Here is a 14280-nt window from a genome sequence, read left to right as displayed (position 1 = left end):
ATCCAGTTGGATGCGCGGCGCTCCCAGGGAAGGTCAGGCGGTGCCTGGCCTTTTTCATTTTACGCTTGTTGCCGCCGAAAATGCGCTGCGCATTGGGCTGAACGTGCTAAGGGACGCTCCAGCATCTTGAATCCGCTGCCGCATCGCTTTGTGCATGGTCCCGACCGAAGACCCGGTCTCGTCCTATCGGCACCAGGCTCCTGACAGGAGAAAGATTTTGACCGCCCATTCGAAGACAGCCGTCGATCCGGCCGTGTCGCTGTTCAGCAAGACGCAAACCCAGTCGATGTCGCTTAACCGCATCATTTCCGAGCGCGATGCCGTCAGCGAAGCGCGGGAAGCCAAGACCGCGCGCCTGCGCGAGCTGCGGCTGGAGAAGGAGGCCGACGAGATGGCGGCAGCGGCGGCACTCGCGGCGCTGCCGAAACGAGCCGGAAAACGCTGATGGCCACCAAGCGCGTACCGCAAACGCCAATCGCGGCCGATGCGACCATCGCCGACATGGTCGAGACCCTGGACAAGCCGGTCGAATATGTCCGGCGCGTGCTGGAAAAGCTCGAACGCTGCAAGCGCGCCCATGGCGATGCCCAGGTGCGCGTCGGCGTGCGCGGCCGGGCCGAGTGCCCGAACTACCTCATCGAGTATGTCCGCGAAGACGCCAAGACCCATGAGCGTGTCACCTATCAGGATGCCGCCTATAGCGGCAGCACGCATCGTGAGCTGGCCGCGCACCACATCGCGGAAGCCAGGAACTGGTCGCCCGAGGAAATGAACATCACGGCGGTTTCCGCGTTGATCGGCCGCTTGCGCAATCCGCGCGCACCATCATCGCGTTTCGCCGACGAGGATTGAAATGGCCATAAAATTCTCCGCCAAGGATCAGCCGGCAGCGCCGGCTCCCGCCGCAAAGCCGGCCAAGCCGGTTGCCGCGTCGAAGGCCGCCGCCGCCGACCAGGCAGCGACCGATCTGTTCAAGTCGCCAGCGGACGCACCGAAGGGCAAGACCGGCAAGAAGAAGTAGCGCCTTGCCGCGGGACGCCGATCGCAATCTCGCCGCGCCGGGGCCGTTTGCCCAGGCAGCCACGACCAGCCTGCCGTCGGCACAACCAGGCATCGCTCCTATGTTCGATTGCCAGAGCTGCGGCGCGTGCTGTTCCTATTCAGCCGAGTGGCCGCGCTTTTCGACAGAGGACGATGCGCAGCTCGACCGCATCCCGGAAAAATACGTGGCGGCCGACCTGTCGGGCATGCGCTGTGACGGCGTGCGCTGTTCGGCCCTGTCTGGCGAAGTCGGCAAGTCGACCGCCTGCACCATCTATGACCTGCGCCCGGATGTCTGCCGCGCCTGCATGCCTGGCGACGACGAGTGCCTGATGGCGCGCCGGGCGCTCGGATTTTCCACCTCTTAGCGGCGGCTTGCTGGCGGCGAATGCATGTCGCCCGGAAGCGTCCTCGGTTCCGGGACAACGACAAGCATAAATCAGAAGCTTACAGCGGGTCGGCGAATCCTGTCGGCGCGACATGCTGTAATGACTGTCGCTTGTGCGCACCCCGCTTGCTGGCTAGGCTGCGTCAGGGTAGGGCGCCGGAGGAAATCATCGTGAGCATCGAATTTCTGTTGACGTCGCTGATCGTCGTAGCTTCGCCGGGCACCGGCGTACTCTATACGCTGAGCGCCGGGCTTTCGCGTGGTGCGCGGGCCTCGATCATTGCCGCCTTCGGCTGCACGCTCGGCATCATCCCGCATATGGCGGCCGCCATCACCGGTCTGGCGGCGCTGCTGCACACCAGTGCTGTCGCCTTCGAGACGCTGAAATATCTGGGCGTCGCCTATCTGCTCTACATGGCCTGGAACACGCTGAAGGAAAAAGGCGGCCTGAGCGTCGAGGACAATGTCGCGCCGCGCTCGGCTGGCAAGGTGATCGCCACCGGCATCCTCGTCAACGTGCTCAATCCGAAACTGTCGATCTTCTTCTTCGCCTTCCTGCCGCAATTCGTCAGCACCACCGAACCCAACGCACTGTCGAAGATGCTGGAGCTCAGCTCGGTCTTCATGTTTTTGACCTTCGTGGTTTTTGTCGGCTACGGCATCTTCGCGGCGTCGATCCGCAGCCATGTCGTGTCGCGGCCAATGGTGCTGACCTGGATGCGCCGGACTTTTGCCGGCGCCTTCGTCATGCTCGGCGCCAAGCTGGCGCTGGCGGATAGGTGATCGAGGCGCTTAGTCTAGCCCTTGACATAACCCATCGCCTCGACGATCCGCCCGTCCGCGACGCGCATCAGGTTGACGCCGCGCAGCGAATTGCCGTCGGCCATCCAGTAGCGCCAGCGGATCGTGGCGCGGTCGCCGGCCACGAAAGTCTCTTCGAGGTCGAAGCGCGTACCGGGTGCGGTGGCGATCGCCGACCACAGCTCGACGCAGGCTGCCTTGCCGGCGCGGCGCGCGCCGTCCGGCGCCGGCGTGGTGTTCTCGATAACGCAGTCCTGAGCCACCAGATCGCCGAGCGCAGAGGGATCGTGATGCTGGAACACATCGTTGTAGCGCCGCATGATTTCAGCCGTTTCGCCGGAGCGGTTGGCCGTGGTGATGTCGATGATCAATTCCTGGGTCATGCGACTTCTCCTTCCGTTCAGTGACTTATGAGGTTCGCTTTCAGCGTGATCGTGGCGACGCCGGCCAGCGCCCGCGAGACGAGGCATCCCGCCTTGGCCGACTGCGCTAGCCGCTCGAAGTCGGCGGCGGGGAGCCTGGGGACGTTCGCCTCCGTCTCCAATTCAATGCGGGTAATCGTCGGCCCGGCCGCGGTGGCGCCCAGATGCACCTTGGCGGTCGTGTGGATGTCGCTTGCGACATGACCTTCACTGCCGAGGACGGCGGTGAGCGCCATCGAGAAGCAGCCGGCATGGGCGGCCGCGATCAGTTCCTCCGGATTGGTGCCGGGGCCGTTTTCGAAGCGGGACGGGAACGAGTAGGCGCCCTCGAACAAGCCGCTGCCCAGCCTGAGCCGTCCGGAACCTTCCTTGAGCGGGCCGTGCCATTCGGCCGATGCTTCGCGAATTGTCATTGCTGTCTCTCCTCTGCTTGATGAAATGAAGGCTCCGCGACCGCTTCCTCATGCATCACGAGCCAGGCCGCCGTCTTGCCCTTTCCGCCGATACTCATCCATCTCTGCCTCCGAAATATGTAGACCGATTTACATATTATGTAGACCGGTTGTCCTATTACAGGCAAGCCCTATAATGCGCGCTCCTGACAGGGGTGACATGGCGACAGACACACGCACGCGGATGATCGAGGCGACGGCACTGCTTTTGCGGCGGCGCGGCTATTACGGCACTTCGCTCAACGACATTCTGAGCGCCAGCGGCGCACCCCGCGGCTCGCTCTATTTCCACTTCCCAGGTGGCAAGGATCAGCTGGTCGTCGAGGTGACTCGCGCCAGCGTCGCCGAGGTAAGCGAGCGGCTGGGTGAGGCTTTGGCCGCCGAACGCGACCCTGCGGTCGCCGTCCATCACATCTATCAGTCGGTGGGACGCATGCTGGAAGACAATGAGTTCTCACTCGGCTGCCCGGTCGCGCCGGTCGTGCTGGACTCGCCAGGCGACGTGCCCGACCTTGTCGAACTGTGCCGCTCTGCCTTCGAACAGTGGATCGGCTTGCTGCGTGAGGCTTTCGTCAGGGCAGGAGTGCCCGAGCGTCGCGCGCAGGCACTGGCGCTGCTGGTCGAGTCTTCGCTGGAAGGCTTGATGGTGATTGCCCGCGCCACCCGCGATCGCTCATCGCTCAACGCAGTGGCCGACGAGGTGGCCGTGCTTATCGAGCAGGCCGTGCTCGCCGGCAAGGTGACACAGCGGGCGGAGACTACCGCTGTCTGACCGCTAGTCCCAACTGACTGCGGTGGAGCACCAGCCTCAAGCAAAGAAAAGGGCGACCACTCGGCCGCCCTTTCGATAATTTTGCGAGGATGGACTTCTTAGAAGTCCATGCCGCCACTCAAGCCCGCTTGCGGGCTTGAGCAACTTGGATTCATGGGCGTGCTTTATGGACTTCTTAGAAGTCCATGCCGCCCATGCCGCCCATGCCGCCGCCGCCCATGCCGCCAGGCATGCCGCCGCCAGCCGAATCCTTCTTCGGAGCTTCGGCGATCATGGCTTCGGTGGTGACGAGCAGGCCGGCGACCGAGGCCGCGTCCTGGAGGGCCGTGCGCACGACCTTGACCGGATCGACGATACCCATGACGATCATGTCGCCATATTCGCCGGTCTGGGCGTTGTAGCCGAAGGTCGCGCCCTTGTTCTCAAGGATCTTGCCGGCAACGATCGAGGCTTCCGCACCAGCGTTGGCCGCGATCTGGCGGGCCGGAGCCTGCAGCGCACGACGAACGATGTTGATGCCGGCGGCCTGGTCGGCGTTGACGCCGGTCACCTTGATGTTGGCCGAAGCGCGCAGCAGGGCAACGCCACCGCCAGCAACGATGCCTTCTTCCACGGCCGCGCGGGTCGCGTTGAGGGCGTCATCGACGCGGTCCTTCTTTTCCTTGACTTCGACTTCCGTCGCACCGCCGACGCGGATCACCGCAACGCCGCCGGCGAGCTTCGCCAGACGTTCCTGCAGCTTCTCCTTGTCGTAGTCCGAGGTGGTCTCCTCGATCTGCTGCTTGATCTGGGCGACGCGGCCCTGGATCTCGGCCTTCTTGCCGGCGCCGTCGACGATGGTGGTGTTCTCCTTGGAGATCGACACCTTCTTGGCGCGGCCGAGCATGTTGAGGCCGACATTCTCGAGCTTGATGCCGAGGTCTTCCGAAATGACCTGGCCACCGGTCAGGATGGCGATGTCTTCCAGCATGGCCTTGCGGCGATCACCGAAGCCCGGCGCCTTGACGGCGGCGATCTTCAGGCCACCACGCAGCTTGTTGACGACCAGCGTGGCGAGCGCCTCGCCTTCGACGTCTTCCGAGATGATGAGCAGCGGCTTCGAGGTCTGCACGACTGCTTCGAGGACCGGCAGCATCGCCTGCAGGTTGGAGAGCTTCTTCTCGTGCAGGAGGATGTAGACGTCCTCCAGCTCGGCAACCATCTTGTCGGCGTTGGTCACGAAGTAGGGCGAGAGATAGCCGCGGTCGAACTGCATGCCTTCGACGACTTCGAGTTCGGTCTCGGCGGTCTTGGCTTCCTCAACCGTGATAACGCCTTCGTTGCCGACCTTCTGCATCGCTTCCGCGATCATCTTGCCGACCGACTCGTCGCCATTGGCCGAGATCGTGCCGACCTGGGCAACTTCCTCGGAGGTCTTGATCTTCTTGGCGGCCTTGCCGAGAGCAGCGACCACTTCGGTGACGGCCAGATCGATGCCGCGCTTCAGGTCCATCGGGTTCATGCCGGCCGCAACCGACTTGTGGCCTTCCTGGACGATCGACTGCGCCAAAACGGTCGCGGTCGTGGTGCCGTCGCCGGCGATGTCGTTGGTCTTCGAAGCAACTTCGCGGACCATCTGCGCGCCCATGTTCTCGAACTTATCTTCAAGCTCGATTTCCTTGGCGACGGTGACGCCGTCCTTGGTGATGCGCGGGGCGCCGAACGACTTGTCGATGACGACGTTGCGGCCCTTGGGACCGAGCGTGACCTTCACCGCGTCGGCGAGAATGTTGACGCCGCGCAGCATGCGCTCACGGGCATCGCGGGAGAATTTTACGTCTTTGGCAGCCATGTTTTAGCTCCTGGCAGGGGCTCGGATAGAGCCCGAAAAATTCAAGTTGAGGGTGAGGCCGATAATCAGCCGATGATGCCCATGATGTCGGATTCCTTCATGATCAGAAGGTCTTCGCCATTGAGCTTGACTTCGGTGCCCGACCACTTGCCGAACAGGATGCGGTCGCCGGCCTTGACGTCCAGCGGGACCAGCTTGCCAGCTTCGTCACGAGCGCCGGAGCCGACGGCGATGATCTCGCCTTCCTGCGGCTTTTCCTTCGCCGTATCCGGGATGATGATCCCGCCAGCGGTCTTGGATTCGGATTCGACCCGGCGAACGACCACGCGGTCATGAAGCGGGCGGAACTTCGACTTTGCCATTTTTTCTTCCTCGATGAGAACGGTGAGAAACAGTTCCTCCGTCCGGCGGCGCCGGACACATAGTTAGCACTCACCAAAGGCGAGTGCTAACGTGGCGCTGAAATAGGCCGCCGACCTGCCAGAGTCAAGGCGCGCGGAGCGCCTCTTGGTAGGATGGCGATGAACTTATCGAAGCTTGGCCGAACCGAGCACCAGGAGCGGGCAACGTTCCGCCAGGGGATAACTGCCGCTTGGCACGACGTGCACCTGGTCGAACCAACCTCGCGCCTCATCCTCCAGCATGGCCAGCGTTGCGAAGCTGTACCTTGTTTCGGAGCCCGCATAGACGTCGATCGTATTGATTGATGCCATGCTCCATCCGGTGCGTGCGGCAAGGGCCTCCCGATCCGGAAACAGCTTGTCGAATGCCGCACGGATTGCTTGCACATCGACGCTGCTGTCGCAGTCGCCGGTCGTGCACGCCATGGCGATCCGCCATTTGAGCGCGTGGAAATTCTCGATCCCGCCGGCCAGGACCAGAGCTTCGATGCCGCGCAGGTCATCCCCGGTTTCCGGCCGAGCGAACACGCGGATCGCCGCATGCCGGCCAGGCTTTAGCACCCTTGCGATTTCACCGAACAGCGAACCGCGCGCGGCCTTGGTATCGACCGCCGACAGGCAGCCGTCGCCGATGACCGCGTCGAAACTTTTCTGCTCGACCGGGAGGTCAAGCCAGTTGCCGGTCATCGCCCTTCGCGAGGTGTTGTCGCCGGCCCATACGCCGGAAATCATGGCAGCCGATTGATCGATCGCCAGCATCGATCTGCCTAGAACCGCCAGTTCAGGTGTCACCCCAAGCAGAAGGACATCGGCATTTCCGAGATCGAGTTCGCGCTCGAATATGCCGACGGTTTCCGGCGTCGGCCGGAGCGGGGCGTCCAGGAGCTTCCAGTGCCGATGATAACTATCCCAATGATTCGTCATGCAGACCCGTTGGAGCCCAGGAAAGTCTGGCATTGATTGATTAGAGCCGCTTAATGGAAGTGGGGATGGAAGCCAAGGGGTTAGCTGGTGGCGCGCATCATTGTCATAACGCATGAGCATGATCGGTTCCTGGGTCGCGGCGGCCTTCTGCTGCGCCGGAATAGCCGTTACATGCTTTTCGATATTCTCGAGGACCTGAAGAGGCGGGGCCATTCGGTCCGGATTCAGCCTGGCCTCTCCGGACAATCCAGCGCCGATGTCGCGGTTCTGCACGTCGATGCGACAACGACGCCGGCAGATTATCTCGACTATGCGCGGCGTTTTCCCTTATGCCTCAATGTCGGGGCCGCCGACATATCGAAACGGCGGGTAAGCGGAGCGCTTCTGGCCGAGGGCGACGGCTGGCTGGGCCCGGTCATCGTCAAAAGCAATCTCAACAACCAGGGCATTCCGGAGACACGGCTCAATCGGCGGTCGAGGCGTGCCGGCCAACCGGCACCCTTTGCGCACGTGCCAGCCATGCCGTCCTACGAGGTCTACCAATCCCGGGACGACGTTCCCGATGGCGTCCTCGATCGCGATGATCTGGTCGTGGAAAAGTTCATCCCGGAAAAAGAACCTGACGGCTTTGCGGTGCGCTTCTGGGTGTTTTGCGGAGAGCGCGAGCGCTGCACCCGCTACGTCTCGCCAAACAGCCTGGTCAAGGCATCGGAAACGATCCGGCGCGAGCCCGCCGCTGTTCCCGACGAACTGCGCGAACGGCGGCGTGAACTCGGCTTCGACTATGGGAAATTCGATTTCGTCATGCATGAGGGCAGGGCTGTTCTCCTCGATGCCAACAAGACGCCCGGCCGCCCGCAGAACCTGGTGAAGATGTTCGCGGCGGGCGCTTCCGACCTGGCCGATGGTTTCGAAGGCCTCATCCGCCGGGCGAGATAGGTCCCCGGTTGCCGGTCGCTAAAGAAACAGCCGCAACTGGGTGTGGATGATCGATCGGTAATCCTCGATGGTCCGGCGGCTTTCCACTTCGCCTTGCGCAAGCGCCAGGCGCACAACGCCGCCGGCGAGCTGGAAGATCAGCAGAACCATGCGTTCGAACTGCTCGTGCTTTTCCGGCTCGAGCAAGGCGATGACGTGGTCGCAGAACATCTTGGCTTGATGCCGGGTTTCGGCGATGTCGAGATTCTTCAGCGCCTTGTCGGCCTGGATGGCGTTCTGCAGATCCTGGATGGCCGGATCGCCGGCGACCCGGCTGAGGTAGTCGTCAAGCAGCCGATCGGACGCGACGATGACGTCCTTGGCTTCGCGGACATCGGCGACGATCGCCGCCAACCTGGCACGGCTGACCTCCGAGAACCGCTCATAGAGCATCGCCAGGATCGCCGACTTGTTGGGGAAGTAGTGGTAGACGGTGGCGATCGGCCCGCCCGCCAGCATGCCGACCTCCTTCATGGTGACGGCGTCGATGCCTTTCTCGCCGATCAGCCGCATGGTGGTCGACAGGATGGCGTCGATGCGCTCGCGGCTGCGCTCCTGCTTGGGCCTGCGCCTGGGCTCGGTGATCGTTCGACTGGCTTGCGTCATGCACCGATCTTTCGCACGAGTTCCCAAATTCAGGTTGACAAGAAATATGATCAAGTATCAGTTTCTGGAATGCTGACAGACTGTCAGCTTTTTTGCCGTGCGGCAAGGACGTTGGGAGGCGCCTATGGCTTCGACAAGCGCTGATCTTCAGGGCGAAGGCGACTGGCTGGTCGGCAATCCCAGCGGCGGGCAGCTCGCCTCGGCCCTGTGGATCGGGTCGGTCGGCCTGCTCATTCTCGGTCTGCAGCCCGTCCTGCTCGGCGCCCTCTTTACCGAGGGCCATGTCAGCGGCGACGAACTGGCGTTGGTCGCCACCGCCGAGATGATCGCCATCGCCATTGGTTCTGCAATCGTCGCGATGCTGCTTTCCGCCCACAACATGCGCTGGAAAAGTGCCGTCCTCCTGCTGCTCTTGGCGCTGGCCAATGTGTGGACCGCCTATGCCGCCGGCGCCAACACGCTGATGGCGGCCCGCGCGCTGGCCGGCCTTGCCGAAGGCGGCCTTGTCGCGGTCGCCACCGAACTGATTGCCCGTTCGCGGCGCGCCGAACGCATCGGCGGCTATTTCGTCACCATGCAGACCCTGGCGCAATGCGCTCTTGCCCTGGTGCTGGCGCTCTATGTCATTCCAGCCGCCGGGTCGGCTGGCGGCTTCCTCGTTCTTGCCGTCGTCTGCGTCGCGTCGCTGGTGGTCGCCTTTGCTGTCCCTGCCGATTATGCCGATCTGCCGAAGGACGAAAACCTCGCCAATGTGCTGACGGTTCCCTCGATCACCGCGCTGTTGTCGGTCTTCTGCTACTTCATGTTCTTCGGCGCCGTATGGGCCTTTCTGGAACCGCTTGGCGCCCAATTCGGCATCGATGGCCGCACCGTCGGGCTGATCGTCTCGGCCAGCCTCGCGGCGCAGGTGCTGGGCGCGATGACGGCGACCGTGTTCGAGGCGCGCATCGACTATCGGCTTGCCATCACGGCGATCGGCCTCGTCGCGCTTGTCGCCTCGCTCGTGCTTGCCAGCGGGCCCGGCCTCACGATGTTCTGGGTCGTCGCCCTGATCATGGGTTTTATCCTGCTGTTCATCGTGCCCTACCAGATCCGGCTGGCGATCACCGCCGACGAGACCCGCACCGCCGTGCTGCTGGTGCCGGCCGCCCAGCTTTTCGGCCTGGCGATCGGACCGGTCGCGGCGTCGCTGCTCATCGACGGCAAGGAGTTTCGCCCGGTTCCCGAGTTCGCCGCCGCAAGTGCTGTCGCCAGCGTGGCGTTGCTCGGCCTGTTTGTCCTGGCGGCGCGGCGTCGCCGCGCGATTGCGTGAGCCCCATGTCGAACAGCTGGAGCAACTGGTCCGGCTTTGTCACCGCCGAGCCGCGGCTGCTTGCCAGTCCGGCAGATGCCGGCGAACTCGGCGATCTCATTCGCACCGCACCCGGCCCGGTCCGCGTCGTCGGCGCCGGTCACTCCTTCACGCCATTGGTGAAGTCCCAAGGCACCATCCTGTCGCTGGAGAAGCTGGAAGGGCTGGTTGCGCATGACGCGAAAAGACATCAGGCGCGTGTGCGGGCAGGGACGCGGCTTGGTCCGCTTATGCACATGCTGCAAGGCATCGGCCAGGGCCTGCCCAATATGGGCGACATCGACCGCCAAGCGATAGGCGGCGCCCTGGGCACGGCCACCCATGGCTCGGGGCCGACGCTGGGCGCGTATCACACACAGCTGGAAACGGTGCAGATCGTCGACGGGCTTGGCAAGGTCCGCGACTTCAAGCGGGAAGGGGATCAGGAAACGATCCATGCGATCGGCGTTGCGCTTGGCGCCTTCGGTGTGCTCAGCGAAGTGACGTTGAACAACATCGCGACCTACCGGCTGCGGCGCCGCAAATGGGTGCTGCCGATAGCCGACATGCTGCGCGATTTCGAAACGATGATGAGCGAGCACCGGTCGGCCGAATTCTACTACATCCCATTTTCAGGCTACGCGCAGTTCATCGCCAGCGACTTCAGCACCGAGGCGACCACTCCGCGCCCGACCGACGATGACGAGGGCTCCCTGCGCACGCTGCGCCGCCTGCGCACCGGGCTTGCCTGGCTGCCGTCGCTGCGCCGCAGGCTGATCCTGGGCGCGGTCGCCAAGGTGCCGGCCGAGGATTACGTGCAGGACTGGCTCAACGTCTATGCGAGCGACCGGCAGACCAGGTTCAACGAAATGGAATATCACCTTCCGTTCGAGGAGGGGCCGAAGGCGCTGGCCGAGATCATTGAACTGACCGAGAAGCATTTTCCGGAAGTCTATTTCCCGACGGAAGTGCGGTCGGTGGCATCGGATGAATTTTGGCTCTCCCCTTTCCACAAAAGGCTCACCTGTTCCATCGCCATCCACCATGACGCGGCGAACGATCCGTTGCCGTTCATGCGCGCGGCCGAGCCGATCTTCCGCAGATATGGCGGCAGGCCGCACTGGGGCAAGATGCACAGCCTGAAAGCGGCCGACCTGAAAAAGCTCTATCCGCGCTGGGACGATGCGATGGCGGTGCGCCGCGACATCGATCCGCAAAACCGCTTCGTCTCACCCTATATGGCCGACCTGTTCGGCATCGAACCCAGTTCTTTCGGCATCCAGCCATGAAGGCGTATTTCGCCACGCTTTCGGATGCGCTGAGAGAGGCGGGCATTTTCCAACCCTGCCTGCTGCTCGACCTCGATCGGCTGGATGGCAACATTGCCCTGGTGAAGAAGCGGCTTGACCCCAGTCTTGCCGTCCGTTTGGTCGACAAGTCGCTCGCTTGCCTCCCGCTGCTCTCCCATATCGGCAAGGCGCTTGGAACCCACCGCCTCATGACCTTCCATCCGCCGATCACCGAGGCGGTGCTGAAGGCGTTCCCGGATGCGGATCTGCTGTACGGCAAACCGATGCCGGTTGGCGCGGCCAGGGCGGTGCTTTGCAGAGGCGACGTGGCTTGGTCGCGGGTCTGCTGGCTGATCGATACACAGGAGAGACTGGCGGAATATGGCGCGCTCGCCGACGAACTCGGCGCCGAATTGCGCATCGCTTTCGAAATCGATGTCGGACTGCATCGCGGCGGCTTTGCCGAACCGGCGGCCCTGTCGCGGGCGCTGAATGCGCTGCCTACCCACAAAGGGCTGCGCTGCGAAGGCGTCATGGCCTATGAGGCGCATGCGCCGCACATACCCGGCCTGTTCGGTGGACCGGCCAAGGCGTTGGCGCAAGCCTCCGAACAGGCCGCCGCTTTCGTCGCGCGCCTCGGCGCCGACCAGCGCCATGTCCTGAACATTGGCGGCAGCAAGACCGCGCTGCTTCATCATGGCGGCATCGCCAATGAAGTGTCGATGGGCTCGGCCTTCGTGCTGCCCGTCGATTTCGACACGCCCGGCCTTGAGGGCTTCCAGCCGGCGGCCTTCATCGCGACGCCAATCCTGAAAGTGGTCGAGCCGATGCTGCCTGGCCCGCCGGCGGTCTCGCGCCTGCTGCAGGCGCTGGGCCGGTTTCCGCGCAAGGGCTGCTATCTCTATGGCGGCAAGTGGATGGCCGAACCGGTGTTTCCCGAAGGCATGACGACAAACGGCCTGCTTGGCCTGTCTTCCAACCAGCAATTCATGGGTCTGCTCGCCCAGGCCGTCGTCAGGCCCGGCGACTATGCGTTCCTGCGGCCGACGCAGAGCGAGGCCGTGCTGCAGCAGTTCGGATCGATCGCGGTGCTTTCCGGTGGCAGGATCGTCGACCGCTGGCCGGTGTTGCCGATGATGTAAGCATCTCGGGCGCCTTCCCTAATGGTTGACTCCGTCAAGTAAATGATCGATCCTGTGCCAGCAGGAGATGACTCGAATGACAATCCACCATCAGCCAGACAAGGCTGCGCCCAACAAGGGCCTGATCGATGCGGTGCGGGCGTTCAACCGCTTCTACACCCGCCAGATCGGACTGCTCGATGAAGGGCTGCTGAAGAGCGCCTTCTCGCTGACCGAGGCACGCGTGCTCTACGAACTGGCGCATCGTGACGGACTGACCGCGACCGATCTCGGGCGCGATCTCGGTCTCGACGCCGGCTATGTCAGCCGTTTGCTGAAGAAGTTCGAGCGCCTTCACCTCATCTCCAGGGCCACGCTGGCTTCGGACGCTCGGCAATCGTCGATCGCGCTGACGCCGGCGGGCAGGAACGCCTTCGCGCCGCTGAACCAGGGTTCGCACGATCAGGTCGCGGCGCTGCTCGATCGTCTGCCTGCGTCGGAGCAGGACCGGCTGGTCAAGTCCATGCGGACCGTGCAGCGTCTGCTGGACGCCGGTGCAGAGCCCAAAATCCCTTATCTGCTGCGGCCGCCGCAGGTCGGCGACATTGGCTGGATCATCCGCCGGCAAGGCATGCTCTACGCGCAGGATTATGGCTGGGACGAAACCTATGAGGCGCTGGTCGCCGAAATCCTCGCGGCGTTCGTAAAATCCTACGATCCGAAATGGGAGCGCGGCTGGATCGCCGAGCGCGAAGGCGAGGTCGTCGGCTCGGTCTTCGTCGTGCGCAAGTCGGATCAGGTGGCCAAGCTCAGGCTGCTCTATGTCGAACCTTCGGCACGGGGGCTCGGCATCGGCAAGCGCCTGGTCGAGGAATGCATCGGCTTTGCCCGCGCCAGGGGGTACAGGACGCTGACCCTATGGACCAACGATATTCTGACCGCCGCCCGGCACATCTACCAGGCGGCCGGTTTCAGGCTGATCGAGGAAGAGCCTCACCATTCCTTCGGCAAGGATCTGGTCGGCCAGAACTGGGAACTGGAGCTGTAGCAGCGCGTCATGCCTTGACGGGCACCCAGATCTCCAGCCCGCCATTGCCGGTGTGGGCATCGAATTCAGGCCCGTAGCGCTCGAATTCCGGCGCATCGGCAACCTCATGGCCGGATGCCGGCAGCCAGCTGTTCCAGATCGTATTGATCGTTCGCCGGATGGTCGAGATGTGTTCGCGATGCGTGAAAACGGCGTATCTCTGCGCCGGCACCCGCACCCATTGGAACTCCTTCGGCAGATCGGCGAAGTCGCGCACCTCGACGCCGACGACATAATCGAAATTGCCGGCATCGTCACCATTGAGGCAGACGCCGTAGAAAACGCCGGCCACTTGCCCGGGGATGTGGCCGATATGGGGAGCGAAGCGCTGCCATTGCATTGGAATGCCGGCGCTGGACTCACAACTGTAGCGCTCGCCCAGTCCGGCGATGAGGAATGGCCGACTGGTCTCGAAGCGCGGTGGTTCAAGTGTGGTCAAAAGCGAATTGTCCATCAGGATGGGCTCCACGAGGTCGAGGGTCTCAGTCGAACCTTGCGCGCGCACCAGTTCCGGCGTGGTGCCGAACTGGTCGCGAAAGGCCCGGGTGAATGCCTCATGCGAGTTGTAGCCGGCGTCGAGCGCGACGCACAGGATGTCGGGCGCCCCGCCGGCCAGCCTGCGCGCCGCCTCGGTCAGCCGGCGCGAGCGCATGTAACCCATGACGGAGCGGCCGGTGGCGGCGCCGAAGGCGCGCGTCACATGAAAGCGCGATACGCCGCTGCTTTGGGCCACGTCGTCGAGCGTAACAGCTTCCGGCAGGTGGCTTTCGACAAACCATAGCGCCTTCTCGGTCGGGTTCATGTGTTCCTCGCATGTGGCGTCCTCACTCTGGCGCC

At 63.5% G+C, this 14280-nt stretch carries 18 protein-coding genes; 11 read left to right on the top strand and 7 right to left on the bottom strand.

What is annotated here, in order from left to right; translation table 11 throughout:
- Positions 1-217 precede the first annotated feature (217 nt).
- The 5 genes from LB516_RS04675 (at position 218) to LB516_RS04655 (ending at position 2212) form a co-directional block, all read left to right on the top strand.
- Positions 218-445 carry a hypothetical protein gene (locus LB516_RS04675; protein WP_015318396.1) on the top strand — a complete coding sequence of 76 codons (228 nt, stop codon included), beginning with the start codon at positions 218-220 and terminating at the stop codon, positions 443-445.
- The gene (locus LB516_RS04670) at positions 445-852 is read left to right on the top strand and encodes a hypothetical protein (RefSeq protein WP_140617157.1); all 408 of its coding nucleotides are present in this window, start codon (positions 445-447) and stop codon (positions 850-852) included. The genes LB516_RS04675 and LB516_RS04670 overlap by 1 nt, the downstream gene beginning before the upstream one ends.
- 1 nt (position 853) lies before the next feature.
- A complete protein-coding gene (locus LB516_RS04665) occupies positions 854-1021 on the top strand; it encodes a hypothetical protein (protein WP_224594098.1) in 168 nt (55 codons plus the stop codon).
- A gap of 100 nt (positions 1022-1121) precedes the next feature.
- Positions 1122-1409, top strand: a complete 288-nt coding sequence (locus LB516_RS04660; protein WP_015318393.1) for a YkgJ family cysteine cluster protein — start codon at positions 1122-1124, stop codon at positions 1407-1409.
- A gap of 191 nt (positions 1410-1600) precedes the next feature.
- Positions 1601-2212, top strand: coding sequence for a LysE family translocator (locus LB516_RS04655; RefSeq protein WP_015318392.1), 612 nt, complete (start codon positions 1601-1603; stop codon positions 2210-2212).
- Positions 2213-2226: 14 nt separating this feature from the next.
- On the opposite strand, the gene LB516_RS04650 is transcribed toward LB516_RS04655, so the two are convergent.
- Both LB516_RS04650 and LB516_RS04645 read right to left on the bottom strand, forming a co-directional pair.
- On the bottom strand, positions 2227-2613 hold the full coding sequence (locus tag LB516_RS04650) for a nuclear transport factor 2 family protein (protein WP_140617156.1): 387 nt from the start codon (positions 2611-2613) through the stop codon (positions 2227-2229).
- Positions 2614-2630: 17 nt separating this feature from the next.
- Positions 2631-3065 (bottom strand): OsmC family protein, encoded by a 435-nt coding sequence (locus tag LB516_RS04645; RefSeq protein WP_140617155.1) that lies wholly within the window; start codon positions 3063-3065, stop codon positions 2631-2633.
- Between the two features lie 199 nt (positions 3066-3264).
- Here LB516_RS04645 and LB516_RS04640 point away from each other — a divergent pair, with 199 nt between their 5' ends.
- A complete protein-coding gene (locus LB516_RS04640; RefSeq protein ID WP_140617154.1) occupies positions 3265-3876 on the top strand; it encodes a TetR/AcrR family transcriptional regulator in 612 nt (203 codons plus the stop codon).
- A 175-nt stretch (positions 3877-4051) separates the two neighbouring features.
- Here LB516_RS04640 and groL read toward each other — a convergent pair whose 3' ends face one another.
- The 3 genes from groL to LB516_RS04625 form a co-directional block, all read right to left on the bottom strand.
- Positions 4052-5707 carry a chaperonin GroEL gene (gene groL / locus LB516_RS04635; RefSeq protein ID WP_015318388.1) on the bottom strand — a complete coding sequence of 552 codons (1656 nt, stop codon included), beginning with the start codon at positions 5705-5707 and terminating at the stop codon, positions 4052-4054.
- A gap of 65 nt (positions 5708-5772) precedes the next feature.
- Positions 5773-6069: a co-chaperone GroES gene (gene groES / locus LB516_RS04630; RefSeq protein ID WP_006203049.1), complete on the bottom strand. Its 297-nt coding sequence runs from the start codon at positions 6067-6069 to the stop codon at positions 5773-5775.
- Between the two features lie 165 nt (positions 6070-6234).
- Positions 6235-7245, bottom strand: a complete 1011-nt coding sequence (locus tag LB516_RS04625; RefSeq protein ID WP_224719026.1) for a class I SAM-dependent methyltransferase — start codon at positions 7243-7245, stop codon at positions 6235-6237.
- On the opposite strand from LB516_RS04625, the gene LB516_RS04620 reads away from it, so the two are divergent.
- Positions 7204-7971, top strand: coding sequence for a hypothetical protein (locus tag LB516_RS04620; RefSeq protein ID WP_224719025.1), 768 nt, complete (start codon positions 7204-7206; stop codon positions 7969-7971). The genes LB516_RS04625 and LB516_RS04620 overlap by 42 nt on opposite strands.
- Before the next feature lie 18 nt (positions 7972-7989).
- On the opposite strand, the gene LB516_RS04615 is transcribed toward LB516_RS04620, so the two are convergent.
- Positions 7990-8616, bottom strand: a complete 627-nt coding sequence (locus LB516_RS04615) for a TetR family transcriptional regulator (RefSeq protein ID WP_140617152.1) — start codon at positions 8614-8616, stop codon at positions 7990-7992.
- 124 nt (positions 8617-8740) lie between these two features.
- Between LB516_RS04615 and LB516_RS04610 the strand changes: the two genes are divergently transcribed.
- From LB516_RS04610 to LB516_RS04595, 4 genes are all read left to right on the top strand, one after another.
- Positions 8741-9928, top strand: a complete 1188-nt coding sequence (locus LB516_RS04610; RefSeq protein ID WP_140617151.1) for an MFS transporter — start codon at positions 8741-8743, stop codon at positions 9926-9928.
- A 5-nt stretch (positions 9929-9933) separates the two neighbouring features.
- Positions 9934-11235, top strand: a complete 1302-nt coding sequence (locus tag LB516_RS04605; protein ID WP_140617150.1) for a D-arabinono-1,4-lactone oxidase — start codon at positions 9934-9936, stop codon at positions 11233-11235.
- On the top strand, positions 11232-12377 hold the full coding sequence (locus tag LB516_RS04600) for an alanine racemase (RefSeq protein ID WP_224719024.1): 1146 nt from the start codon (positions 11232-11234) through the stop codon (positions 12375-12377). The genes LB516_RS04605 and LB516_RS04600 overlap by 4 nt, the downstream gene beginning before the upstream one ends.
- A gap of 76 nt (positions 12378-12453) precedes the next feature.
- A complete protein-coding gene (locus LB516_RS04595) occupies positions 12454-13404 on the top strand; it encodes a helix-turn-helix domain-containing GNAT family N-acetyltransferase (protein ID WP_140717623.1) in 951 nt (316 codons plus the stop codon).
- A gap of 7 nt (positions 13405-13411) precedes the next feature.
- Here the strand turns inward: LB516_RS04595 and LB516_RS04590 are convergent, their stop codons facing one another.
- A complete protein-coding gene (locus LB516_RS04590) occupies positions 13412-14245 on the bottom strand; it encodes an AraC family transcriptional regulator (protein WP_224719023.1) in 834 nt (277 codons plus the stop codon).
- Positions 14246-14280 lie beyond the last annotated feature (35 nt).

It is taken from the genome of Mesorhizobium sp. CO1-1-7 (genome assembly GCF_020164885.1).
Lineage (GTDB): Bacteria > Pseudomonadota > Alphaproteobacteria > Rhizobiales > Rhizobiaceae > Mesorhizobium > Mesorhizobium australicum.
The sequence above is the reverse complement of the archived record's forward strand: the minus strand, read 5'-3'. Positions and strand labels throughout refer to the sequence as shown.

Excerpts from the sequence above, each read along its gene's own strand:
- LB516_RS04600 (WP_224719024.1), top strand. The coding sequence starts at position 11,232 with ATGAAGGCGTATTTCGCCACGCTTTCGGATGCGCTGAGAGAGGCGGGC.
- LB516_RS04590 (WP_224719023.1), bottom strand. The coding sequence starts at position 14,245 with ATGAACCCGACCGAGAAGGCGCTATGGTTTGTCGAAAGCCACCTGCCG.
- LB516_RS04645 (WP_140617155.1), bottom strand. The coding sequence starts at position 3,065 with ATGACAATTCGCGAAGCATCGGCCGAATGGCACGGCCCGCTCAAGGAA.
- groES (WP_006203049.1), bottom strand. The coding sequence starts at position 6,069 with ATGGCAAAGTCGAAGTTCCGCCCGCTTCATGACCGCGTGGTCGTTCGC.
- LB516_RS04595 (WP_140717623.1), top strand. The coding sequence starts at position 12,454 with ATGACAATCCACCATCAGCCAGACAAGGCTGCGCCCAACAAGGGCCTG.
- LB516_RS04665 (WP_224594098.1), top strand. The coding sequence starts at position 854 with ATGGCCATAAAATTCTCCGCCAAGGATCAGCCGGCAGCGCCGGCTCCC.
- LB516_RS04640 (WP_140617154.1), top strand. The coding sequence starts at position 3,265 with ATGGCGACAGACACACGCACGCGGATGATCGAGGCGACGGCACTGCTT.
- LB516_RS04625 (WP_224719026.1), bottom strand. The coding sequence starts at position 7,245 with ATGGCCCCGCCTCTTCAGGTCCTCGAGAATATCGAAAAGCATGTAACG.
- LB516_RS04615 (WP_140617152.1), bottom strand. The coding sequence starts at position 8,616 with ATGACGCAAGCCAGTCGAACGATCACCGAGCCCAGGCGCAGGCCCAAG.
- LB516_RS04610 (WP_140617151.1), top strand. The coding sequence starts at position 8,741 with ATGGCTTCGACAAGCGCTGATCTTCAGGGCGAAGGCGACTGGCTGGTC.
- LB516_RS04605 (WP_140617150.1), top strand. The coding sequence starts at position 9,934 with ATGTCGAACAGCTGGAGCAACTGGTCCGGCTTTGTCACCGCCGAGCCG.
- groL (WP_015318388.1), bottom strand. The coding sequence starts at position 5,707 with ATGGCTGCCAAAGACGTAAAATTCTCCCGCGATGCCCGTGAGCGCATG.
- LB516_RS04670 (WP_140617157.1), top strand. The coding sequence starts at position 445 with ATGGCCACCAAGCGCGTACCGCAAACGCCAATCGCGGCCGATGCGACC.
- LB516_RS04650 (WP_140617156.1), bottom strand. The coding sequence starts at position 2,613 with ATGACCCAGGAATTGATCATCGACATCACCACGGCCAACCGCTCCGGC.
- LB516_RS04620 (WP_224719025.1), top strand. The coding sequence starts at position 7,204 with ATGCTTTTCGATATTCTCGAGGACCTGAAGAGGCGGGGCCATTCGGTC.
- LB516_RS04660 (WP_015318393.1), top strand. The coding sequence starts at position 1,122 with ATGTTCGATTGCCAGAGCTGCGGCGCGTGCTGTTCCTATTCAGCCGAG.